The sequence below is a fragment of the Gordonia mangrovi genome (assembly GCF_024734075.1).
Lineage (GTDB): Bacteria > Actinomycetota > Actinomycetes > Mycobacteriales > Mycobacteriaceae > Gordonia > Gordonia mangrovi.
Map to the genome: position 1 here is coordinate 3,517,538 of NZ_CP102850.1, position 23,439 is coordinate 3,540,976.

Here is a 23,439-nt window from a genome sequence, read left to right on the forward strand (position 1 = left end):
AGGCTCCGACGCCCGGAGATCCGACCACCTGGATTTCGACAAGGGGTGCTCAGCTAGATGACCGATCGGGATTCGGCTGCCGACAGTCAGGCCAACGACCGCGGCACCGCGGGCGACGGCCTCTCCTACGCCGCTGCGGGCGTCGACATCGATGCCGGTGAGCGTGCCGTCGAACTCTTTGCCCCGCACGCCAAACGGGCGTCTCGCCCCGAGGTCATGGGCGGACTCGGCGGTTTCTCGGGTCTCTTCGCGCTGAAAGGCAACTACCGTGAACCCGTCCTGGCCGCCGCCAGCGACGGTGTGGGCACCAAACTGGCCATCGCGCAGGCGATGAACAAACACGACACCGTGGGCCGCGATCTGGTCGCCATGTGCGTCGACGATCTCGTCGTGTGTGGCGCCGAGCCGCTGTTCCTGCAGGACTACGTGGCCGTCGGCAAGGTGGTGCCCGAAACCGTCGCACAGATCGTGGCCGGAATCGCCGACGGCTGTGTCGATGCCGGTTGCGCGCTGCTGGGCGGCGAGACCGCCGAACATCCCGGCCTGATGGACGAGGACCACTACGACCTGTCGGCCACCGCGGTCGGTGTCGTGGAGGCCGATTCGATCCTCTCGCCCGAGCGGGTACGTCCCGGCGACGTCGTGATCGCGATGGGTTCCTCGGGTTTGCACTCCAACGGCTACTCTCTGGCCCGCAAGGTGCTGCTGGAGTGGGGACACATGGATCTCGCCGGCCACGTCGAGGAGTTCGGTCGGTCCCTCGGCGAGGAACTGCTGGAGCCGACACGCATCTACGCCCGGGACTGTCTCGCCGTTGCGGCGGAGACCGATGTCCGGACCTTCGCCCACGTCACCGGCGGTGGACTCGCCGAGAACCTCGCACGGGTCATCCCCGCCGGCCTCGTCGCCGAGATCGAGCGGGAGACCTGGACGCCGGCACCGGTGTTCGCGCTCATCGCGCAGCGCGGGCGGGTGGCGCGCGAGGAGATGGAACGCACCTTCAACATGGGCGTCGGCATGGTCGCCGTGGTCGCGCCGGAGGACACCGAGCGCGCCCAGGCGGTGTTGACCGCCCGACATGTGGACAACTGGGTTCTCGGCTCCATCAAGCGATCCGCCGAACCGAAGAATCCGGACCTGCCCCACGTGGTGCTCTCGGGGGAACACCCCCGGTTCTGACCGGGCGATGACATCGGACCGACCCGAACTGCCCGAAACGGCCTGAGGTCGAGTTCCCACGGGCCATTGGACCCTCGCGGCCGGCCGGCATCCGCGGTTCACTGACAGTACGCACCGTGAGACGTGCATACCCCTCGGCGAGAGGCTCTGTCGTGGACGCACCGATGAACACCGCGGACCGGGTCCGTCCGCTGGCTGCGGGCGCAGGGCTGCGGGCACTGTTGCGCTGTCTGTTCGCCACGCTCCGGCTGCTGTCGGCCGGGCGGGTCCATCTGCCCACCCACAACGTGGGTCGCACCATCTGCTTTGCCGACGGCACCACCGGCCGGGTGTATCGCGAGACCGAGCTCGAGGTGGACACGGTCACCGAACCGACCACGTTGGTCGTCGCGTTCCGGCTGCGGTGGATCGGCTCCAACGCTTTCGCCCACCGGCTGTTCCGCGTCGAGAGCCTGTTGAACACCCCGCTGTTCGTGGGCTTCCCGGGCTTCGTGTCGAAGCTGTGGATGGCTGCGGACGAAGCCGGCCGATACCGCGGGGTATACGAATGGGACGACGCAGACCTCGCGATCGCCTATGTCCGAGCGCTGTGGTGGCCCCTGGCGCTGGTCAGCGAACGCAGCAGCATCTGCTGTCACGTGGTGCCCGACGCCCACCGAGACGAGGTGATCGCGACCATGGAGCCCGACCCCGATGACAGCTGCTGGTGGCGTCCGATTCGCAACGGGAGAACCGTCTGCGAGGAGTCGCAGTAACCGTCCGTCAGCGTAGGCGGAGCGCCGACGAGCCATCACGAAACCACACCTGGGTCGTCAGAAGGCGGGCACCGCTGCCCGGCTCCCGCCACTCAGGTGTGGCTTCGTGTGGTGCGCACCGAACCCGGTGCAGAGGCATGAGGGTCATGCCGACGTCGAACGGAGAGTCAGGCTCGACGCCACTCGTCCTCATCGGCCCACTCATCCACCGGATCCCGGCGATCCGCCGAGTCCTCCGACCCGGACAGCTCGCGCTGCAAGCTGTCGAAGTCGGTGTGGGGAGTGGAGTACTTCAGCTGACGAGCAACCTTCGTCTGCTTTGCTTTTGCCCGGCCGCGGCCCATATGGGACCCCCTCGCACAATGACGGGGCGGCCAAACATTTGGCGGCCCCGTTCTCTAGGTAGTGAATCTGTCGTGGCACCAGTTTAGCGCGCTCCTCTCGATAATGCGGATCGCCCTGCCGACACGCCGACAGCGACCGAGAATGCGCTGCGCAGAGCGCCGATGAGTCAGACCCGGGCGAGCTTCCGGGAGGCTTCGCGACGCACCTTGGGGGCGAGCCCCTCCTGGGCCAGCAGCACCGACAACGCATCGGCATCGGCCGCGGTGCCGGGGAGCAGATGGCGCACCAGGACGCCGTGGCCGGGCCGGTGCACCACCCGCACGAGGTCACCGGCGCCGACGCTGCCCGGCCGCAGAACCCGCAGGTAGGTGCCGGTGTCGGCGCGGGTCATGAACCGCTTGACCCAGTTCGGTTCGCCGGACCAGGCGCTGAAGGTGCGGCACGGGGTGCGGGGGATCGTCGCCTCCACCACCAGGCCGTGGTCGCCGATCTCCCACAGCTCGCCCACCACCGCGTCGGTCGTCTCGAGCCCGTCGATGCGGAGGTTCTCGCCGAACCAGCCGTGCGGGAGTTCGCGACCCAATTCGTCGGCCCACCGTTGTGCCTCGTGTTCGCCGTAGGCGTAGAGGGCCTGGTCGAGGCCGCCGTGGTGGGTGGTGTTGACGACATGGTCACCGACCAGTCCCTGGTCGGTGACCGGGACCCGACCCGATTGCGGGCGTTTGTCGATCGCGCTGGCGCCCACGTTGTCGAGGATCACATCATGACCGGCGGCACAGACGGCCAGGACGGTGCCGGTGCCGGGCTCGAGGCTCACGAACCGCGTACCCCGCCGTGTCGGAGCCGTTCGACGGCGGCACGCCCGGCCTGCACGTGGTCGTCGGTGCGCACCGAGTCGGGGTCGATCCGGGCACTCACCGGATGTTCGCCGTCGACGAGCAGATCGACGTCGGGCCCCACCGACCGTTTCACGAGTGCAAGCGCGATCGGGCCCAGCTCGAAGTGATCGACCACTGTGCCGACCCGGCCGACGGTGCGGCCGCCCGCGGTCACCGGGTCGCCGGTGGCCGGCCGCTCGTCGGCACTGCCGTCCAGATGCAGCAGGACCAGTCGCCGGGGGGACTTGCCGAGGTTGTGTACGCGCGCGACGGTCTCCTGGCCGCGGTAGCAACCTTTTTCGAGGTGGACCGCGCCGTGCGCTTCCGGACCACCGATCCAGTTGACCTCGTGGGGGATGGTGCGCTCGTCGGTGTCGACACCCAGCCGCGGCCGCAGGGCGGCGACACGCATCGCGTCATAGGCCCAGCTCCCGGCCATCCGGACGCCGAGTTCGGTGAGTTGCCCCCACCACGCCTGCACCGCGTAGTCGGGCACCACCAGATCGATCACCGGCAGTTGCCCGCCGTCGCCGAGGCCGGGCATGACCCGCCAGAAACCGAGCGGTTCGTCCTCGTGGTGGAGTTCGGGCAGACTGCCGGCGGTGTACACCTCGGCGTCCGGGGTCAGTTCCAGCAACTCCGCGATGGGGCCACTGAGAATGTCGGGGCCGATCAGCGTCAGCACGGCCATGTCGGGTCGCGCTGCGGGTTCGACCTTCGCCCAGAACACCATCTTGGTCAGGAAGTCCGTGAGCGGGCCGCCGCGGCTGCCCTCACAGTCGACCCAGGTGATCCCGTCGATGTCGGTCAGCACGAAATGCTCCTCGACGCGACCGTTCAGGTCGAGGGAGAGGTTCTCGGCGCTGTGCCGGTCGGCCAGCGACTCGACGTGCTGGCTGGAGATGGTGTGCAGCCAGGTCAGTCGGTCGGCGCCGGGGATCTCGATGACGGCCCGATCGGATCTGTCGACGATCACTGCGGTGCGTTGCGCTGCCCGCTGCTCCCCGAGTGGATCCCCGTAGTGCCAGGCGACGTGTAGCAGGTCGTCGGCGGGATCGGGACCGGGCACAGCGCCCTGGTCGGAGTACCTGGTCAGAATGGGTGACGCGGCCACGCCATCCATCCTACGGGTCGACACGTTCGCGTCGTTGCGGGCGCAATGGCGCGTGGCGAGATTAGCCTCGTGCCATGGCTGTTGCGCAGATCCTGGTGACCCTCGACGGCACGGTGCATGATCCCGACGTCCCGTTCCTGCACGCCGACGACCTCGCCGCGCTCCGCGGCGATGGCGTGTTCGAGACGCTGCTGATCCGGTCCGGACGCACCCGCAGGGTGGCCTCCCACCTCGACCGGCTCGAGCGCAGTGCCGCGATGATGGAATTGCCCGCACCGGATCGTGAGCAGTGGGGCGGGGCCATCGAAGTCGCCGAGAAGCAGTGGAACAGCGAGCACCCCGACGCGGAGGCATGGCTGCGACTGGTCTACTCCCGGGGCCGGGAGAGTGCGCCAGACGGCGGGCCCACCGCCTACGTGATGGCCGGGCCGGTCGCCGACCGGGTCGCCCGGGCCCGGTCCGAGGGAATCTCGGTGGTGACCTTGGATCGGGGGTTCTCCACCGATCTCGCCGATCGCGCACCCTGGCAGCTGCTGGGAGCCAAGACGCTGAGCTACGCCACCAACATGGCCGCACTGCGCTACGCGGCCACCAACGGGTTCGACGACGTGATCTATCTCAGCAGTGAGGGTTCGGTGCTGGAGGGGCCGCGCTCCACGGTCGTCACCGTCACCGGGACCACGCTGACCACGCCGCCGCCGGAGGCGGGCATCCTGCCGGGCACCACCCAACGCGCGGTGTTCGAGACCGCGGCGTCCGAAGGGTGGACCACCCGCACCGACGTGCTGCGTCGCGCAGACCTCATAGCGGCGGATTCGGTCTGGTTGATCAGCAGTGTCGCCCTGGCCGCGCGCGTCACGTCGCTCAATCGCTACGTCATGCCGGTGTCACCGAACCGCCACGATTTCGCCGATTTGGTGGACCGGGCCATTTGCGTTGACTGAGAATGATGGCGCATCGGGTCGTCCCCGGCGGCGGTGATCTGTGCTCCGCGCTGCCGAGGCGGGAGATGCGCCCCACAATTGAATCCAGGTGCGATCTGGCTGTGAGTGCTTGAACCGGACGATCCGCGCGGCGTAGCGTGGTCCGCACGCCTACTACTTTTCGTAGTAGGCGTGGTTCGGTGGTCAGGAGTTCGCACAGCCGGACCGGCCCGTGCATCGCAGCCCGATGCACCGACTCTGATAGAGGCGACATGGACGCTCTTGATGTCTCCCGTTGGCAATTCGGGATCACCACCGTCTATCACTTCATTCTCGTCCCACTGACCATCGGTCTGGCGCCGATGATCGCGGTGATGCAGACGGTGTGGCACGTGACCGGCAATGAACAGTGGCTGCGCGCCACCAAGTTCTTCGGCAAGCTGTTCCTGATCAACTTCGCCCTCGGCGTCGCCACCGGCATCGTGCAGGAGTTCCAGTTCGGCATGAACTGGAGCGAGTACAGCCGGTTCGTCGCCGACGTCTTCGGTGCCCCGCTGGCGTTCGAGGGTCTGGTCGCGTTCTTCCTGGAATCCACCTTCATCGGGTTGTGGATCTTCGGGTGGGGCCGACTGCCGCGCCGGGTACATCTGGCCTGTATCTGGTTGGCCGCGATCGGGGTCAACGCGTCGGCGTACTTCATCATCGCCGCCAACTCCTGGATGCAGCACCCGGTCGGTGTCGCCTGGGACGACTCCCGGGACCGGCCGGCGATGAACGATTTCTGGGCGGTGCTGACCAACAACACCACCCTGGCGGCCTTCCCGCACGTGATCGCCGGCGCGTTCCTCACCGCGGGAACCTTTGTGGCCGCGATCGGCTGCTGGTGGATGGCGCGGAACATGTGGCGCGCGAAGAAACTCCGTGCAGCCATCGAGACCGGCGACACCTCGGACATGCCGGAGACCACCTCGCCGAGCCAGATCGACGCCACCCCGGACGATCTCGAACACGACGCCCACCGCCTCTGGCGACCGGTGACGAGGTTCGCGCTGTGGGTCGTGATGGTGTCCGGCGTCGCGCTGTTCATCACCGGTGACATCCAGGCCGAGATCATGTTCAAGCAGCAGCCGATGAAGATGGCCTCGGCCGAATCGCTGTGTGAGACCGAGACCGGCGCGCCGTTCTCCGTGCTCGCCATCGGCCGGCAGAACAACTGCGACAACATCACCCAGGTCATCGAGATCCCGAACATGCTGTCGTTCCTGGCCAACCGTGACTTCAACAGCACCGTGCAGGGTGTGAACGAGTTGCAGGCGCAATACCAGGAGCAATTCGGCATGCCGGGGCAGAACTTCGCGCCGAACCTGTTCGTCACCTACTGGGGCTTCCGCGCCATGATCACCTGGGCGCTCGGCTCGGCGCTGCTCGCGTTCGGCGCGCTGTGGCTCACCCGCAAGAAGCGGGTCGTGGAGTCCCGCAGATTCGGCTTGTTCGCGCTGTGGATGATCCCCACCCCGTTCCTGGCCAACGCCTCCGGGTGGATCTTCACCGAGATGGGACGTCAACCCTGGGTGGTGGTGCCGAACTGGGAAGACGACCTCGACCCGCTGCGGATACACATGCTGGTACAAGACGGGGTGTCCAACCACGTCGCGGCGACGGTGTGGGTCACGCTGATCGGCTTCACCCTGATCTACGGAGCGCTCGGGGTGGTCTGGTTCATGCTGCAACGCCGCTACATCATCGAGGGACCGGCCACCTACGATGCGGTGCCGCCCGACGAACCGTCAAACTCCGATGAGCCCAAACAACTCTCGTTCGCGTACTGAGGAGATCGACGATGGGTCTGCCCGAATTCTGGTTCCTGATCATCGCGTTCCTGTTCGTCGGCTACTTCGTCCTGGAGGGCTTCGACTTCGGTGTCGGCATGCTCATGCCGTTCCTCGGCCGCAGCCACACCGGCGGTGACGAATCGGTGGCACCGGGCGAGGAGATCGCCGATCCCGACGCCCGGCGACGGACCATCCTGAACACCATCGGGCCGGTCTGGGACGGCAACGAGGTCTGGGTGATCACCGCCGGCGCGGCGTTGTTCGCGGCGTTCGGTGGGTGGTACGCGACCATGTTCAGCGCCTTCTATCTCCCACTGTTCCTGATCCTGATCGGATTGATCACCCGGGTCTGCGCCATCGAATGGCGCGGCAAGATCGATGACCCGAAGTGGCGCAGGGCCGCGGATATCGGTATCGGTCTGGGCTCGTGGATCCCGGCGATCCTCTGGGGTGTCGCGTTCGCGAACGTGGTCCGCGGCATCCCCATCGACGCCGACCATCAGTACACCGCGGGCTTCTTCAACCTGCTCAATCCGTACGCCCTGCTCGGCGGGCTCACCACGCTGCTGGCGTTCCTGACCCACGGTGCGGTCTTCCTCGCCCTCAAGACCTCCGGCGTGCTCAAGCAGGACGCGATGACCTACGCTGCGCGGCTGGCGATTCCGACGCTCGTGGTGGCCGCGGTGTTCCTGCTGTGGACGCAGTTCGCCTACGGCAACGGGTGGACCTGGATTCCGGTGCTGATCGCGGCGGTCGCCGCCGTGGTGATGGTCGGCGCCACCCAGATACGCCGCGAGGGCATCGCGTTCGCCGCGACCTTCGTCGCGATCGGCGGCACCGTGGCGACCCTGTTCGCCGTGCTCTACCCGAATGTGCTGCCGTCGAGCACGAGTGAGGCCTACAACCTCACCATCGACAACACCTCGTCGAGCAACTACACGCTGACCATCATGACGTGGGCCGCCGTGCTGATCACCCCTGTCGTCATGGGCTATCAGGCGTGGACCTACTGGGTCTTCCGCAAGCGCCTGTCCGTCGAGCAGATCCCGGCCAGCACCGGACTGTCGTCGCTGCGCGCACGCTCGTGGTGACCGGACGCATCCGCACCTCGACCGAGACCGTTCCCGCCACGCCGGACTCCGGTTCGCCGGAGCCCGGGACGGCCACCGCACGCCGTTCCGGGCCCATCGATCCGCGACTGCTCAGGCACTCCACGATCGCGCGCGGCTATGTCGTCGCCACCGCGATGTTCTCCTTCGCCGGCGTCGCGATGACCATCGTCACCGCGGCCATGGCCGCCTCCATCGTGTCCGAACTCATCGTCGACCCGAGTCGACGGTCGCTGGGCGCGCAGCAACTGCATCTGTGGGTGCTGGCCGGGGCGCTGCTCACCCGCGGACTGCTGACCTACCTGCACGACCGCTACGCCCACCGTGCATCGGCACGGGTGATCGCCCAGTTGCGCGGCCGCGCACTCCAGGTGCTGACGGACCCGGCGCAGACCTCCGTACGCGCGTTGGTGGCACGACGCGAACATGCGGCGACGGTGGTGCTGCGCGGACTCGATGCGCTGGGCCCTTACCTGTCCGGGTATCTGCCTGCCCTGATCGTGACGATGACCGTCACGCCGACGGTCGTGGTCGTCGTCGGGCTCACCGACTGGCCGTCGGCGCTGGTCATCCTCATCACCCTGCCGCTGATCCCGCTGTTCATGGTCCTCATCGGTCTGATGACCCGGGAACGGACCGACCGCAAACTCGCGGCGACGAGCCGGCTGGCCGCTCAGCTGCTCGACCTGATCGCCGGGCTGCCGACGCTGCGTGCGCTCAACCGTTTTCGCGGTCCCGCAGCGCGGGTCGCCGACCTGGGGCGGGCCCATCGACGCAGCACGATGTCGGCGTTGCGGGTGGCGTTCCTGTCCGGCGCGGTCCTGGAACTGCTCGCCACATTGTGTGTGGCGGTGGTCGCCGTCGGCATCGGTCTGCGGTTGGTGCACGGTGACATGAGTCTGTATGCCGGTGTGCTGGCGCTCATCCTGGCCCCCGAGGCGTATCACCCGCTGCGGCAGGTGGGCGCACAGTTCCACAACTCCGCCGACGGTGTCGCCGCGGCGGGCGAGGTCATCGACCTGATCGAGTCGGAGCCCGACGACGCGGTGATCGCGCCGGGCCGCCGCAGCTGCTCGGTGGCCGGGCAACCGGTCCGGCTCCTCGACGTCGGCGTGCACGGCCGGGACGGCTGGGCGCCCGAACACCTCGATGCGGTGTTCGAGCCGGGCCGGCTCACGGTGGTGACCGGTGCGAACGGGTCCGGGAAGTCGACGGCCCTGCTGGCGGTGATGGGCCTCGTGGCGCCCGACGCCGGTTCGGTGCTCATCGGGTCCATCCCGGTCGCCGAACTCGAGCCCGGTGCGCTGCACGAGCAGATCGCCTGGCTCCCGCAACAGCCCGTGCTGGTGCCCGGCACGGTCGATGAGAACCTCGCGCTGTTCGGTCCGCTCGACCCGGCGGCGCTGCAGCGCGCCGCGGCCGCCACCGGATTCGACACGGTGATCGCGGCGCTGCGCGATGGTGACCACACGCCGATCGGCGCGGACGGTACCGGGTTGTCGGCCGGGCAGCGTCAGCGTCTCGCACTCACCCGAACCCTCGCCTCCCCGGCACCGCTGCTGTTGCTCGACGAACCGACCGCCCACCTCGACGACGAATCGGTGCGTGCCGTGCTCGAGGTCCTGTCGGCCCGGGCCGCCGCCGGCGACACCGTGGTGGTGGTGGCCCATCAGCCGGCGGCACGGGCGTTCGCCGATCAGATCGTCGTCGTCGGTGGGGGGAGCACATGACCATGCGTACTGATGCGGCTCCCGCGGCGGCCGACCAGGAGATGATGGAGGCCCCGCTGCGCCGGGCGTTCGCCTTCCTGGGGTTGCGCGGCCGCCCGCTGGTGAAGTCGATCCTCCTCGGGGTCGGCGGCGCGTTGTCCGCGCTCGGACTCGCCGCGCTGTCGGCCTGGCTGATCACCCGTGCCTGGCAGATGCCGCCGGTGCTCTACCTGTCGGTCGCGATCACCGCGGTGCGTGCGCTCGGCATCTCGCGCGGGGTGTTCCGCTACCTCGAGCGCCTGGCCACCCATGACCTGGCCCTCGGCGCGATGGCCACCGCACGTGAACGTGTGTATCGGACGCTGGCAGCCGGCTCGCCCGCCTACTCGGTGAGCCTGCGGCGCGCGGAGTTGCTGGGGCGTACCGGCGACGACATCGACGAGATCGGCAACGCCCTGATCCGCGGCGTCATCCCGATCGCGGTCGGCGCGGTGACCAGCGTGGCGGCCGTCGTCATCATGGCGCTGGTCTCGTGGTGGGCCGCAGCGGTGCTCGCGGTGGCACTGATCGTGAGCGGTCTCCTCGCGCCGGCGATGGCAGCGCGCGGATCGGCCCGGACCATCGCCGACTCCGCGGCCGCCAACGACCGCGCCGCGGACGCCGCGGTCACCGCGCTCTGGCACGCGCCGGAGCTGACCGTGGCCCGTCGTCGTGGCGCGGTACTGGACATCGCTCGGCGCAGTGAGGCCGAGGCACTGGCCGCGACCGACCGCGGTCTGCGCTATGAGGCCGCCGCGAGCGCCGCCACGCCGCTGTCGCTGGGTGCCTCACTCGTCGCGGCCTGCCTGATCGGCGTGCACCTCGCGTCGCAGGTCCCCGGTTCGTTGGCGGACGTGGCGTCGGGGGAGGGGCTCACCCCGATGATCCTGGGAGTGCTGATCCTGCTGCCGTTGTCGGCGTTCGAGTCGACGGGGCCGCTCACCGAGGCGGGTATCCAGCTCGAACGCAGCCGCCAGAGCGCGCGGCGGGTGATGTCGCTGGTGGATCGTGCCGGGGTGGACGTCGCCGACGGGGACGCCGACCCCGACGCCACCGACCGGACCATCTACGACGGCCCGGTCACCATTCAGATGGCGGGCCTGCGCTGGGGGTGGCCCGCCGGACCGCCGTTGGGCCCGGCCGGCGGGCTGGATCTGCGTCTGTCACCAGGAGACCGATGGGTCATCGTGGGGCCGAGCGGCGCGGGCAAGACCACCCTCGGTCTGACCCTCACCGGACTGTTGGCGCCACGCGTGGGCCACGTCGACATCCGCGACCAGAATGGCGACGCGGTGGACGTCCGCTCGTCGACCTGCTATTTCGCCGAAGAAGGCCACCTGTTCTCCACCACTCTCCGGGAGAATCTGCTGGTGGCCCGTGGCGACGCGACCGACGAGGAACTCGTCGCGGCGCTCGGGGCCGTCGGTCTGCGCTCCTGGTTGGACGGCCTCGCCGACGGACTCGACACCGACCTCGTCGGCGGTGCGGCGGCCGTCAGCGGCGGTCAGCGTCGCCGGCTGTTGCTCGCGCGCGCCGTGCTGCATCCGGCACCGGTGGTGGTGCTCGACGAGCCGACCGAGCACCTCGACGCCGACGACTCGGCGGCGATGTTGCAGCGGATACTCGGGCGGTCCGGCGACTTGTTCGATTCTCGTCGGATCGTCGTGGTGATCACGCATCATCCTGCAGTGCAACAGATTTCGACAGGCAATCCGCGATGCGCCGTGTTCGGGATGGTGCCGCCGCAGGCGGGCTGAAAACTGGTTGCCGCCCGCGTGCGCCGAGCGTATCTTCATCGGTACACGAGGAAGGAGGTGGTTCGAAGTTGTATGACTGTTGGACACGTGAGGTGACCATCCGCTAGCGCGGACCGAGGTATTCACCTCCGCGGAGTGCGCGGCGGATCGCCCACGGCGAACCGTGACGCCGCACCGGTCCGCGCCGGCGAATCCCAGGTGGTCACCCGGCCCCCGTACCCCGATCCTTGTCCGATCGGCCAGGCCCGCTCGCGGGCGGTACGGGGGCCGTCTGCGTCCGCGGGAGGGGCGGGACCCCACCCCGCGGGATGTAACGCAGATCACCGCGGGCCCGATGCGTAATTCACGTAGTCGACTACTCGTGTTTGCGACCTGATCGTGACGTGAACTGGTCACAGGCGTCGATCAGAACCGATCAGACCGACCCATCCAGACCGGGCCGGGGCGCGAACCACAGATGAACGACATACTCGCCAAGGGAGACCGCCATGACCACGACGCACGCACACGTGGTGTCCGTCCTGGACGAACCGGCCGCGCAAGGTCCGCGCGCGTCGATCGCTCACGAGCTCGACGGGCACATCGACGAGCACGTCCGAGCGCGGTTTCTCACGCCCGACGACGCGGACTGGACCAATGACGGCGCCGCGAACTGGCTACCCGGCCACGTCTCCGGGCTGACCTACTCCCACGCGCCCGGCGGCGACCATCTGGTGCTGCACAACCGTGGTGTGTCCGACCTGGGAGTGCTGTCGGTCCCGGAGCGGCCCGGCATCTCCGACAATGTCTTCACCCACCTGCCCGCCGGCTGCTCGGTAGATGTGCCGGCGGCCGACTCCCATGTGCTGCAGACGGCCCGGATCGATGGTCGACCGGTGCTCGTCGGCCAGATCCTCGAAGGCCGTGACGCGCACACCGGCGAACCGCAGATGCTGCTCGACGGCCCGAACCCCGGCGAGGTGGACTGGGACCAGCGCGATCCCGACGCCAGGTTCTGGCGTCCCGGCGACGTCGATTTCGGGGTGCCGGCCTCGCCGTCGTTCGTCTTTCTCGACCCATTGGAGCACGGCGTTCATCACACCCGCATCGATTCCGAGGTGACTATCCACAACCGCTCCGACGGACCCGTCGCGGTACTGACCGTCGGCGCTGAGGGCCCGCTCGACCTCGTGGTCGCCGAGTCGGGGGAATCGGTTCCGGTGCCGCCCGGGGACCAGGTCTGCTACGTGCAGGCGCCCAGAATCGACGGGAGCCCGACGATCCTGGGGGTAATGTGGTTCGCCGGCGGCCAGTTGATGCCCAGCTCGCTGCCCATCCCGGACCGTCGCGACCATCTCGACCGCCACTACCTGACACCGTGGAGTGCCGACTGGGACTGCGGGTACCCGCAACAGAACCACCTCGACGCCGAGGCCGACGGGGTGACCTACCAATACCGTGCGGGCGCCGAGACGCTGACCATCCGCAACACCGGCGAGGAGTCGATCGCGGTGATCTACAACCTCGGTTCCGACCGGGCGGTGGCCGAGATCGCGCCCCGCGGCAAGCGGACCTTCCCGGTTCGGTCGGACGCCGACACCGGCCAGGTCTTCTCGGTCGTGGGCGTGCGGCGAGGCGGGACGCCCGGACGTGCGGCGAGTGTGGACTCAGCCGGCGGGTTGGTGCCGGGTACCTCCGGACGGCCCGGCACCCCCACCAACTACGGTTCGGTGGTGGTCATGCTCGGAACCGTGGTCTACAGCGCCATCCCGAAGAAGAACCTCTATCTTGCCTGGTCAGACCGTCCCTGGTCAGGTCGTCGCCGTCGGCATCGTCGGTCGCACCGCTGACTCGGTGGAGGTGCCGTCGCTCAGCCGGCGACGCGGCGCAGCTTGGCTGACAGCCGCGGGATGAGGTCGCCGTCGGTGTCCACCCGTTCCTCGACGTAGGCCAGGTCGCCGTCCTCGACGAGACCATACAGGCGCTTGGCCCCGCCGGTGCGGCGTCCGGAGTCGGCCTTGATCACCACGTCGGTGGCCAGTTCCCACGACGTCTGGGTGAGCGGCGCCCCGTAGAAGAGTTCGATCGAGCCCTCGGCATGGGCGAGGAGCAGTTCGATGGTGTCGTCGTCGCCGATCCGCCAGTAGCCCGTCTCGCGCAGATCGGGCCGGACGAAGTGGGCGTCCTCGTCGATGACCCAGGATCGTGCCTGCCAGTTGAGGAAGTTCTGCCCGTCGTGGCTCACCACGATCTGTTGCGCGAAGTGGTAGTCCTCGCCGGTCTCGGGATCGTTCGCCTCACCCTCGCCCTGCCAGATCCCGACGAGCGGCAGGAGAGCGAGCAGACCGGAATGCAGGTCCGCGCCATGGCGCAGGTTGGCGGTGTCGTGTGCGAGCGGGATGTCGCCCCACTCGGGGAGGTTGCGTTCGGCGGTCTCCTGCGCACGCTCGGCTGCCTGATTGATGGCCTCGTCGCCGGACCGGCGTCCCACCGGGCCGGCGTGGCGCTCGGAGCCGTCCGCGCCTGCGGAGCTCACGACTCGTCGGTGATCAGACGGTAGAGGACGTAGACACCGAACCAGGTGATGAGGATCGCTGCCAGAATCAGCAGAATTTCGAAGAAGATGACCACGCGAGAAGTCTACCGCCCACAGCGCGGTGGCTCTCGCCCGGTCACGACAGAACGCGACGAGGCCCCCGGGGCGTACCCGGGGGCCTCGTGGGGGTTGCGGCCTACTTGGTGACGACGATGTCGTGCTCGTGGACGCCGGGGCCCTCGGGCGAGACGGTCACGTCGCCGTTGCCCGACGAGGACAGTGCACGCAGCGTCCACTTGCCGGGTGCGGCGAAGAAGCGGAAGTCGCCGGTCGGGCTGGCCACCACCTCGGCGGTGAACTCGCCGGTGGAGTCGAGCAGCCGGACGAAGGCGCCGGCCACCGGGGTGCCCGACTCATCGTTGACGGTGCCGGTCAGCACCGTCTCCTTCTCGACGTCGACGCCGGCGGGCAGCTTCTGGCCCTGTTTGGGTGCAGCACACATGATTACTTACCTTCCCCCAGCTCGACCGGGACGCCGACGAGCGAACCGTACTCGGTCCAACTGCCGTCGTAGTTCTTCACGTTCTGATGGCCGAGCAGTTCCTTCAGCACGAACCAGGTGTGGCTCGACCGCTCGCCGATACGGCAGTAGGCGATGGTCTCCTTCTCGCCGTCGAGACCGGCGTCTTTGTAGAGCTCGGCGAGGTCGTCGTCGCTCTTGAAGGTGCCGTCTTCGTTGGCCGCCTTGCTCCACGGCACGTTGATCGCACTCGGGATGTGACCGGGACGCTGGCTCTGTTCCTGCGGCAGATGCGCCGGAGCGAGGATCTTGCCGGTGAACTCGTCGGGGCTGCGGACGTCGACCAGGTTCTTGGCGCCGATCGCGTCGACGACCTCGTCGCGGAAGGCGCGGATCGAGGTGTCCGGCTCGGCGGCCTTGTAGCTGGTCGCCGGACGACTCACGGAGTCGGTCGACAGCGGACGGCCGTCGAGTTCCCACTTCTTGCGGCCACCGTCGAGCAGCTTGACGTCGTTGTGGCCGTACAGCTTGAAGTACCAGTACGCGTAGGCGGCGAACCAGTTGTTGTTGCCGCCGTAGAGGACGACGGTGTCGTCGTTGGCGATGCCGCGCTCGGAGAGCAGCTTGGAGAACTGGTCGGCGTCGACGAAGTCGCGGCGGACCGGATCCTGCAGATCGGTCTTCCAGTCGAGCTTGACGGCGCCGGCGATGTGGCCGCCGTCGTATGCGGAGGTGTCTTCGTCGACCTCGACGAAGACGGTCTTGTCGGCGTTGAGGTTCTGCTCAGCCCAATCGGCGCTGACCAGGACGTCGCTGCGTGCCATGGTGGTTCCTTCCCGGACTCGGAGAGTTGTGTGCGATGTACAGCTCAGATGATGGAGGCCGAACCGTGATGGCAGATGTCGTCACCGACGGTGAGGTCCGGATCGGACACAGAGGATGAGGTGCGCAAACTGCCCGGCCGCCATCGTGAAGGTGAACGCGTCGAAGATGACGCCACGTCCACCGTCTAACGACAGCAACAGTCGGCGATACGACAGAAGTCGATCGCACGACGGCGAGTGAGCATGAACTCACGGCGCAGTTGCATGCGACTCACCATACAGGGGGCCGTCGGCCCACCCAAATGGCTCGGGGTGAACGCGTGGGCTTCAGAACTCGTCCGGGCGGAGATCGCGGGGCCCGGCCTCGCCGGTGAGCAGGACGTCGCTGCCCTCACTGGTGGCGCCGGTCGGGGCGATGTCCCACGGCATCGGCATTGGCGGCAGGGCGGTGCTGAAGCGGGACAGGACGTAGTCGCGCTGATCGTCGGCGACCCCGGGCTCCACGTGGTCCTCGGGTCCCCGATAGAAATCGGTCGCCGTGAGCTGTAGCCGACCGTCCACAACGGAGAGGTCGACCTCGACGCTCACCGTCGCGGTGGGTCCGGGGTACGCCGACGCCGAGGCCGGCACATCCGAGGCGAGATCCAGCGGTGCAAGCGCGACGGTCCCCGTCAGCAGGACGCCGCTCGTGCGTCGCAGGAGTCCGTCGCCGGGTCCGCCACCGCCGGGCCGGTCGGCCGGCGCCGGCGTGTTCACGGTGAGATCGAGGATGCCGAGCATCCGTCCCAGATTGACCGAATCGAGTCGGGTGTAGGCCGCCACCGACGAGGTGTGTATCAAGTCACTTGCCTGAATCTCGAAGCCGTCGGGCACCGCCATCGACCCGAGCGTCGCGCCCATCTCGGCGTGGCAGCCGCCGACCGGCGGACAGTCCACCGCGGCGCCGCGCGCCGTGATGACCGCGCCGCCGAACTCACCCGCGCGGGCGTGGCTCGTGAACGGAAAACCGCTGATCGTGACCTCGGGGTCGTAGGTCAGTCGGGGCGATGTGAGCAACGCCCGGGAGAACGAGTGCTCGGCACGCATGGCGGCAAGAGTGTCGACGAGCACGGCCAGTCCACCGAGTGCGATGATGCAGACAACGCCGGCGCCGATGATGCGACGGACCATGCGGCGCGGACGCTCGGATGGCTGTCGCCGACCCTCCCCGGTCGCCTTGTTAACAGCGAAACGCCCCATTGGCGCTATTCTGTCATCTATCGCGCACACGTTGGTAAGGCGGCGTAAACAATCCCACGCCGCTGCCACCTGCGTCGGACCGGGCTCACAGGGGTGCCCGGGCGTGCGTGACCGAGGGTTGGGGAACGACGAGATCGGAGTGGTTCATGGATCTCTTGCTGTTGACAGCCGATCCGAACCCGGAAGCAGTGTTGCCGTCGTTGTCGCTGCTGGCGCACACCGTGCGCACTGCGCCGACCGAGGTGTCGTCGCTGATGGAGGCGGGCAACGCCGACGTCGCGATTGTCGATGCACGCACGGATCTGGCGGCCGCACGAGGGCTGTGCCGTCTGCTCGGCAGCACGGGGTCGTCGGTGCCGGTGGCCGCGGTGCTCACCGAGGGGGGCCTTGTCGCGGTCAACGCGGATTGGGGGCTGGACGAATTCCTGTTGCCGGGGACCGGTCCGGCCGAGCTCGATGCGCGCCTGCGACTGCTGGTGGTCCGCACGCGCGGCATGACCACCGAGGAGGCGAGCGGCAAGGTCACGCTCGGGGAACTCGTCATCGACGAGGGCACCTACACCGCGCGGCTGCGCGGTCGCCCGCTCGATCTCACCTACAAGGAATTCGAGCTACTCAAGTACCTGGCCCAGAACGCCGGCCGAGTGTTCACCAGAGCGCAACTGCTGCAAGAGGTGTGGGGATACGACTTCTTCGGCGGCACCCGCACCGTCGATGTGCACGTGCGACGGCTGCGCGCCAAGCTCGGCAGTGAGCACGAATCGTTGATCGGCACGGTGCGCAACGTCGGCTACAAGGCGGTGCGACCGAACCGTGGTCGGGGCAGCGCCGGTGCCGACGCACTCGATGTGGTGGCCGATGACGTCGACGGCGGTGACGACATCGGCGACGGCGACATCGGCGCGGACGAACTCGACGGTCCGTACGAGGAGTTCAGTGCGCGTACCGGAAACTGACAGGTCCGCAGGCGAACCGATGGTGGTCGATCGGTTGACCCCGGAGATGGTCGCGCACGCGCACCGAACGGTCACTGCGGCGAAGGCGGCGGACGGCGTCGCCCCGCTCTCCGAACAGTCCGAGCAGGCGATCGAATCCGTTGCCACACCGGCCCTCCGGCATGTCGTCACCGATGTCGGCTACGCCAACATCAGCATTGGCCGCGACGACGAGCCGGCGATGATCGAGGCGGTGGTGCACCCCGCGTCTCGAGGTCACGGACATGGCCGCGAGCTACTCCAGGCCGCCTTCGCGGTCGCCCGCGAGATGGTCGCCGAGCCGGCTCCGCGCGTGTGGGCGCACGGTGATCTACCCGCCGCGGTGGCCACCGCGGCGTCGCTGGGCCTGTCCCGCCGTCGCGAACTGCTGCAGCTGCGACGCCCGGTGGGCGGCGACGCCGACGACCTGCCCGCGCTCGAGGTGGCCGACGACATCGTGTTGCGGACGTATGCGGGAGCCGCGGACGACGCCGAGATCCTGCGGGTGAACAATGCGGCGTTCGACTGGCATCCGGAGCAGGGTGGATGGTCGGTCGAGCAGATCTCCGAGCGGGTGCACAGCTCCTGGTTCGATCCGGAGGGCCTGTTCCTGGCATTCGATGCCGCCGATCCCACAACGCTGCTGGGTTTCCACTGGACCAAGCGACACGACGCCGACCTCGGGGAGGTCTACATCGTCGGTGTCGACCCGGCGGCGCAGGGTCGCGGACTGGGGCGGTTGCTGACTCTCGCCGGACTGCACCATCTCGCCGACCGAGGGATGGCGGAGGTGGAACTCTACGTGGAGGGTGACAACGCCGCCGCATTGCGTACGTACGAACGTCTCGGATTCACCCGCTACGCCATCGACGTCGCCTACGGCTGAGCCGCCCCCGGGTCAGGTTCGGGCTCGAGCGGGCGAAGTCAACAGCGGCAGAAGCAGTTCGGCGGTGATCTCGGCCTCGGCGGCCAGCGGCCACCCGGACAGGATCCAGATGTCGATACCGGCCTGCTGCGCCACCGACGACATCGCGGCCGCGACATTCTCGGGGCTACCCACGAAGTAGGTGCCCGTGCCCTTGCCGGCGATGTCGAACGGCGGTTCGGCTGCCGTCCACGTGGTGAGGCCCGCAGCCATGTTCGGCGCGAACTCCAGGTCGGCGCGGCCGGGCAGACGGCCCGCTCGCAATGCATGGATTCGGTTGCGGACCTGCGGATCGTCGCTGCTGAGTTCGGCGAGGGCCGGATAGCCGAAGCTGTGCAGATTGCGATCGGCGGTGGCGAGCACCGTCTCCGGACGGGTGCGGCTCAGCTGCCATTCGAAGCGCTCCCACGCCTGCGCGTCGGTCTCCCGCACGATGACACTGGCCAACACCCCGAACCGGAGGGCACGGCCACGATCGGCCGCGGCGGCGCGGACACGGTCGAACAAGCCCGTCAGCACAGTGGGTTCGGACATGAACGAGAGGTAGACGTCGAGCACCTCGGCTGCGTGCTCGATACCCTCCGGGGAGGCCCCGGTTCCCCATACCTCGATGCCGCCCGGTTGGCGGGAGCCCGGGATGGCCGGCTTGTATCGCGGTCCATAGGAGAAGAACTCGCCCTCGAAGGCGTCCGTGTCGTCGAGGTACAGGCGTTTGACCTGGGTCCAGAACTCGGCCGAGGCGCGGTAGCGTTCGGTTGTGGAACCGAACCGGCCGTAGCGGTGCAGGACCGGGTCGGCGCCGTTGACCTGGTTGTAGATCAGCCGACCACCGGAGTACTGATCGAAGACCTGGGCCTCTTCGGCGAGCAGCGCCGGCGGTTTCACTCCCGGGTATTCGGGGATCAGGAAGCGCAACCGCTCGGTGTCGGCCACCAGCGAGATGGCCTCCCGCGCGGTGGTCAGCGCCCCGTAGTAGCCGAGCCGGTCGAGGGTACGCGCCTGATGCCGGATCACCTCGAACGTCGGGGTCACCCGCTGCGACGGTTCCCAGGGGACATCGCCGTCGGTCGGATTGATGTACCAGAGAACCTGTGGCCCGGTGTCTGCCGGATCTGCCCGGTCGGATCCGGTTGCCGCCTCACCGGTCACGAGTTCGGAGATGCTCACGGCGCTATCGCTCGTCGCAGAATTCGGTGATGGGCAGGCCGACATGCCGGGATTCCGGCGGTGCATGGCCGAGCAGCTTGTCGCCGGGCTTCAGGTCGGTCACATTGTTCACCGATCCGCCCGGCCCGAGCAGACGGACGTGCCAGTCGTCCTGGGCGATCACGTTGACGACGCGTCCATCCGACGTGGTCGCGGTCACCGAGATCAGCGGCCGCCGTTCGATCTTCACCCGACCGATGCGCACCTCACGGACCTCGCCGGTGCTGCGGACGGCCAGGATCGGCTGACCCGCCTGCAGTTCGCTGACGTATCGCGTGCGGTTGTCGGGTACCAGGACGTAGGAGTGCACCGCGCCGGCGTTCCATCGGAACGGTCGCGTCGGCATATAGGGCAGGGGATGGGTTTCGCTGCAGGACAAAAACATTCCTGTGGAGAAGGAGCCGATGAGGCAGCCTTCGTCCTTCGCCAACAGCGAGCAGGTGTCGATGCAGGCCCGTTCGCCCATGCCGATGTGCTCGACCTTGGTGACGGTGAGCTCGCCCAGTTCGATGTGGTCGGCGCCCGGCCGGATCACGTCGGCGAGAGTCGCCACGTCGTCGGCGTTTCGCGGGGCCAGCAGCAATCCGTCGGAGCCGTGCTCGAGGACCAGCTTGACGATACCGGCGTCTTCGATGTCGTTGACCACGGTCACCGTTGCGCCACCGGAGTTCTCGGCGGCCGCGATCACGATCTCCAGTGGGATCTTGGTGGGATCGGTGAAGGTCAGCAGCGTCCACGGCGCCCGGCGCACCGTCTCACACGCGTGCCGCAGGGTGTCGGCGTCGGAGACCGCCACATGGACACCCGCCTCGGCCGCCGGGCCGGCATCCACGATGGGGCTCACGTCATCGCCGGTGTGGTCGGCGAGCACGATGTCGACCCGCGCGGCGACGTCGGGGTCAACCGACAGCGCACCGACGGCGAGGACCCGGCGGACGGTGGGCGGGAGGTCGGACAGGATGTCGGCGTCGTCGCTGACGATGCCGTCGATGCGGTGGTGGATGGCCGCCTGCACGAGTGCGGCCCGGACGTCTCCCGCGGTGCCCCGGATATCGATCCAGGCGAAGTGCGACCGGGCGTCGCTCGGCGGCACGGCGGCGGTGTCGGTGGTGGGCACTGCGCTCAGCGGGGTGATGTCGTCGGTGACGATATCGGTGGAGGCGTTCACGATGGTCTTCCTGTTGTCGGGGGCGGTCGGGTTCGGTGTGGACTCGGGCCGGGTGGTCAGGCGAGTTCGAGGGCTGCGGCGAGTGGTCGGCTCGGGTCCGAGTCCCGATGGAGGCGCTCGGCCAGTGCGGTCGCCACCGCGTGCGGGTGATCGGCGCCGAAGATGAGCCGACCGAAGCTCAGCCCGGCCACCTTGGATTCGGCGACCCGCATGCCGAAGCCGATGGCGTCGTCGTCGGTGGCAGTCGCCGGGCCGCCGGCCACCAGGATGGGCAGCGGGCAGGTCTCGACCACCTCGTCCATCTGGTGGGGGGAGCCGGCGTAGTCGAGTTTCACGATGTCGGCGCCCAGATCGGTGGCGATGGCGCCGAGGTGGGCGAGCGTCGCCACCGAGGTGGGTGCGGTGTCGGCGCCGCCGCGCGCGTACATCATCGCCAGCAGGGGCACCCCTAGGCGGTCGCACGCCGCAGCCACCAGTCCGAGATCTGCCAGTTGCCGGGACTCGCCGGGCGACCCCACGTTCACGTGCACACTCACCGCATCGGCACCGAGCGCGAGGCACTCCTCCACGGATCCGACGAGCACCTTGCGGGTCTCGTCGACGGCCAGATTGGTGCCGGCCGACAGGTGCACGATCAGACTCATCGATCCGAACCGGGTCGGTGTGATCGTGCGGGCCCGTCCCTTGTGCACGATGAGGGCATCGGCGCCGGCCCGCTCCAGGATCGCAGCGGTCTGATCGGCATGCCCGGCCCGGCCGAGCGGACCGATGGTCACCGAATGATCCAACGGCACCACCAGGGCTCGACGATTGACGGCACCGAAGATCCGGGACAGTCGGATCTGCTTGCCTGCCGGTAGGTGCCTGCGGGCATCGGGGTTGTCGATCACACTGTTCTCCGATCGCTGAGCGTGTGCGGATGCCGACACGTCGTCGGGTAGAGCACTGATGACGCGAAAATAAGGTTAGCCTCGCCTATCGACGAGCGGCAATCCGGGGGGCGGCAATCCGGGTGGTTCGGCGCCGCGACGGTTCACGGGCGCCACGGCGTCGGGAAGGGGAGGCCGAGGTAGATCTCCCCGAGCGCCCGCTCTTCATCGATCGAACCGGTCCACCGCTTCAGCCGGGCCCGACGCAGCTGCCAATCGAACTGGTCGTCGCCGAGGCGATGCAGGGTGGTGGTGAGATTCCAGGAGAACGCCTGTGCCTGCCACACTCTCGGCAAGGCCGTCTCGCCGTAGCGGTCGAGGTATGTGCGGTCTCCGGTGGCGTAGTAGAGGCCCAGGCCGTGGGACAGTACACAGGCGTCCGAGATCGCGAGATTGAGCCCCTTGGCACCCGTGGGGGGCACGATGTGGGCGGCGTCGCCGAGCAGGAACAGTGAGCCCTGCTGCATCGGGTCGGTGACCACGCTGCGCAGCGGGGCCAGTGACCGTTCGATGATCTCGCCGGTCTCGAGTTCCGGGTGGTCGTCGGCGGCGCTACGGCGGCGCAGCTCGCGCCAGATCCGGTCGTCGGGCCAGGCGCCGAGGTCGGTGTCCGCCGGCACCTGGAGGTATTGGCGTGTCAGATGCGGACCACGCATGCTGTGGACCGACAGCCCGTCCGGATGTGCGCAATACATGCCCTCGTCGGTCACCGGAGTGGTCCGGGCGAGGATGCCGAGCCAGGCGAACGGATGGGTCCGCTCCATCACAGCGGTCCGGCCGCGATCGAGGGTCTGTCGGCAGATGCCGTGAAAACCGTCGCAACCCGCGACGAAGTCGGCTCGGACCCGCTGCGCGCTGCCGTCCGCGACGAACTCGACCACCGGCCTGTCGGTTCCGGTCTCGTGCACGCGGACGTCGGTCGCATCGAAGTGCAAGGGACGTCCGGTGGTGTGGCGCGCATCGATCAGATCGGCGACAAGTTCGCTCTGGCCATAGACGAACGCGTGCCGACCGAGATGGCGGTGGAAGTCGAGGTGATGGGTGGTGCGATCGAAACGCAGGTAGAAACCGTTGTGCACCATGGCTTGACGGTGAAGCCGGTCGGACAGGCCGATCTCGTCGAGCAGATCGACGGTGGTCTGTTCGATGACGCCGGCCCGAATCCGGGCGCGGACATACGACTCCGACTGCTGTTCGATGATGACGGTGTCGATGCCCTGGAGATGGAGCATGTGGGCCAGCGTCAGGCCGGCCGGTCCGGCGCCCACGATGGCCACCTGGGTTCTGATGTCGTCGATCATGTCGCTGGTGTTCCGGTCACGGCGGCCCCTCCATCATCGAGTCCGTGCACGTGAGGGAACTCGGTGGAGCGCCGTCACGTCGTCTCGCCAGAGCATAGGCACTTTAGGTAACCCTTGCCTAATTCACGAGCCGGATGAAGTCGGTCTCACCGGGTGCCTGACAGCCCGCGCGGTTCACCTCCTGTTCACCCGTCCTCT

Annotated in this window: 21 protein-coding genes; 10 read left to right on the forward strand and 11 right to left on the reverse strand. The window is 68.2% G+C overall.

From position 1 onward, the window contains the following. Positions 1-57 precede the first annotated feature (57 nt). Positions 58-1,179, forward strand: a complete 1,122-nt coding sequence (gene purM / locus NWF22_RS15910; protein WP_160903446.1) for a phosphoribosylformylglycinamidine cyclo-ligase — start codon at positions 58-60, stop codon at positions 1,177-1,179. A 164-nt stretch (positions 1,180-1,343) separates the two neighbouring features. Continuing rightward, complete coding sequence (locus NWF22_RS15915) at positions 1,344-1,934, forward strand: hypothetical protein (protein ID WP_202398890.1); 591 nt, start codon at positions 1,344-1,346, stop codon at positions 1,932-1,934. A gap of 167 nt (positions 1,935-2,101) precedes the next feature. Here the strand turns inward: NWF22_RS15915 and NWF22_RS15920 are convergent, their stop codons facing one another. From NWF22_RS15920 to ygfZ, 3 genes are all read right to left on the reverse strand, one after another. Beyond that, positions 2,102-2,278, reverse strand: a complete 177-nt coding sequence (locus tag NWF22_RS15920) for a DUF3073 domain-containing protein (protein ID WP_160903445.1) — start codon at positions 2,276-2,278, stop codon at positions 2,102-2,104. Positions 2,279-2,445: 167 nt separating this feature from the next. Beyond that, positions 2,446-3,096 carry an MOSC domain-containing protein gene (locus NWF22_RS15925; protein ID WP_160903444.1) on the reverse strand — a complete coding sequence of 217 codons (651 nt, stop codon included), beginning with the start codon at positions 3,094-3,096 and terminating at the stop codon, positions 2,446-2,448. Beyond that, on the reverse strand, positions 3,093-4,271 hold the full coding sequence (gene ygfZ, locus NWF22_RS15930) for a CAF17-like 4Fe-4S cluster assembly/insertion protein YgfZ (RefSeq protein WP_160903443.1): 1,179 nt from the start codon (positions 4,269-4,271) through the stop codon (positions 3,093-3,095). Before ygfZ ends, NWF22_RS15925 begins: the two co-directional genes overlap by 4 nt. Positions 4,272-4,345: 74 nt before the next feature. Between ygfZ and NWF22_RS15935 the strand changes: the two genes are divergently transcribed. From NWF22_RS15935 to NWF22_RS15960, 6 genes are all read left to right on the forward strand, one after another. After that, positions 4,346-5,215 (forward strand): aminodeoxychorismate lyase, encoded by an 870-nt coding sequence (locus NWF22_RS15935; RefSeq protein WP_160903442.1) that lies wholly within the window; start codon positions 4,346-4,348, stop codon positions 5,213-5,215. Positions 5,216-5,466: 251 nt separating this feature from the next. Then, positions 5,467-7,023 carry a cytochrome ubiquinol oxidase subunit I gene (locus NWF22_RS15940; protein ID WP_160903441.1) on the forward strand — a complete coding sequence of 519 codons (1,557 nt, stop codon included), beginning with the start codon at positions 5,467-5,469 and terminating at the stop codon, positions 7,021-7,023. Between the two features lie 11 nt (positions 7,024-7,034). After that, the gene (gene cydB / locus NWF22_RS15945; RefSeq protein ID WP_160903440.1) at positions 7,035-8,117 is read left to right on the forward strand and encodes a cytochrome d ubiquinol oxidase subunit II; all 1,083 of its coding nucleotides are present in this window, start codon (positions 7,035-7,037) and stop codon (positions 8,115-8,117) included. Positions 8,118-8,212: 95 nt separating this feature from the next. Further along, positions 8,213-9,865 (forward strand): thiol reductant ABC exporter subunit CydD, encoded by a 1,653-nt coding sequence (gene cydD / locus NWF22_RS15950; protein ID WP_258321435.1) that lies wholly within the window; start codon positions 8,213-8,215, stop codon positions 9,863-9,865. 41 nt (positions 9,866-9,906) lie between these two features. Continuing rightward, a complete protein-coding gene (gene cydC / locus NWF22_RS15955) occupies positions 9,907-11,640 on the forward strand; it encodes a thiol reductant ABC exporter subunit CydC (RefSeq protein WP_160903704.1) in 1,734 nt (577 codons plus the stop codon). A 488-nt stretch (positions 11,641-12,128) separates the two neighbouring features. Beyond that, positions 12,129-13,469 (forward strand): hypothetical protein, encoded by a 1,341-nt coding sequence (locus NWF22_RS15960; protein ID WP_160903439.1) that lies wholly within the window; start codon positions 12,129-12,131, stop codon positions 13,467-13,469. Between the two features lie 20 nt (positions 13,470-13,489). Here NWF22_RS15960 and NWF22_RS15965 read toward each other — a convergent pair whose 3' ends face one another. The 4 genes from NWF22_RS15965 to NWF22_RS15980 form a co-directional block, all read right to left on the reverse strand. After that, positions 13,490-14,155 carry a heme-binding beta-barrel domain-containing protein gene (locus NWF22_RS15965; protein ID WP_160903438.1) on the reverse strand — a complete coding sequence of 222 codons (666 nt, stop codon included), beginning with the start codon at positions 14,153-14,155 and terminating at the stop codon, positions 13,490-13,492. 196 nt (positions 14,156-14,351) lie between these two features. Then, entirely contained in the window at positions 14,352-14,657 is a 306-nt protein-coding gene (locus NWF22_RS15970) for a DUF1416 domain-containing protein (RefSeq protein ID WP_160903437.1), read from the reverse strand. Positions 14,658-14,659: 2 nt separating this feature from the next. Next, positions 14,660-15,499, reverse strand: a complete 840-nt coding sequence (locus NWF22_RS15975) for a sulfurtransferase (protein WP_160903436.1) — start codon at positions 15,497-15,499, stop codon at positions 14,660-14,662. Between the two features lie 327 nt (positions 15,500-15,826). Further along, complete coding sequence (locus NWF22_RS15980; RefSeq protein ID WP_160903435.1) at positions 15,827-16,738, reverse strand: LmeA family phospholipid-binding protein; 912 nt, start codon at positions 16,736-16,738, stop codon at positions 15,827-15,829. 146 nt (positions 16,739-16,884) lie between these two features. Between NWF22_RS15980 and NWF22_RS15985 the strand changes: the two genes are divergently transcribed. Both NWF22_RS15985 and mshD read left to right on the forward strand, forming a co-directional pair. Further along, entirely contained in the window at positions 16,885-17,694 is an 810-nt protein-coding gene (locus NWF22_RS15985; protein ID WP_160903434.1) for a winged helix-turn-helix transcriptional regulator, read from the forward strand. 19 nt (positions 17,695-17,713) lie between these two features. After that, positions 17,714-18,598: a mycothiol synthase gene (gene mshD / locus NWF22_RS15990; protein ID WP_233751531.1), complete on the forward strand. Its 885-nt coding sequence runs from the start codon at positions 17,714-17,716 to the stop codon at positions 18,596-18,598. A 12-nt stretch (positions 18,599-18,610) separates the two neighbouring features. On the opposite strand, the gene NWF22_RS15995 is transcribed toward mshD, so the two are convergent. The 4 genes from NWF22_RS15995 to NWF22_RS16010 form a co-directional block, all read right to left on the reverse strand. Further along, the gene (locus NWF22_RS15995; protein WP_373692015.1) at positions 18,611-19,786 is read right to left on the reverse strand and encodes an LLM class flavin-dependent oxidoreductase; all 1,176 of its coding nucleotides are present in this window, start codon (positions 19,784-19,786) and stop codon (positions 18,611-18,613) included. 22 nt (positions 19,787-19,808) lie between these two features. Next, positions 19,809-21,011 (reverse strand): 3-dehydroquinate synthase II family protein, encoded by a 1,203-nt coding sequence (locus NWF22_RS16000; protein ID WP_160903433.1) that lies wholly within the window; start codon positions 21,009-21,011, stop codon positions 19,809-19,811. Positions 21,012-21,067: 56 nt separating this feature from the next. Then, positions 21,068-21,901: a 2-amino-3,7-dideoxy-D-threo-hept-6-ulosonate synthase gene (locus NWF22_RS16005; protein ID WP_258321170.1), complete on the reverse strand. Its 834-nt coding sequence runs from the start codon at positions 21,899-21,901 to the stop codon at positions 21,068-21,070. Positions 21,902-22,044: 143 nt separating this feature from the next. Then, complete coding sequence (locus NWF22_RS16010) at positions 22,045-23,241, reverse strand: 4-hydroxybenzoate 3-monooxygenase (RefSeq protein ID WP_202398889.1); 1,197 nt, start codon at positions 23,239-23,241, stop codon at positions 22,045-22,047. Positions 23,242-23,439: the final 198 nt, after the last annotated feature.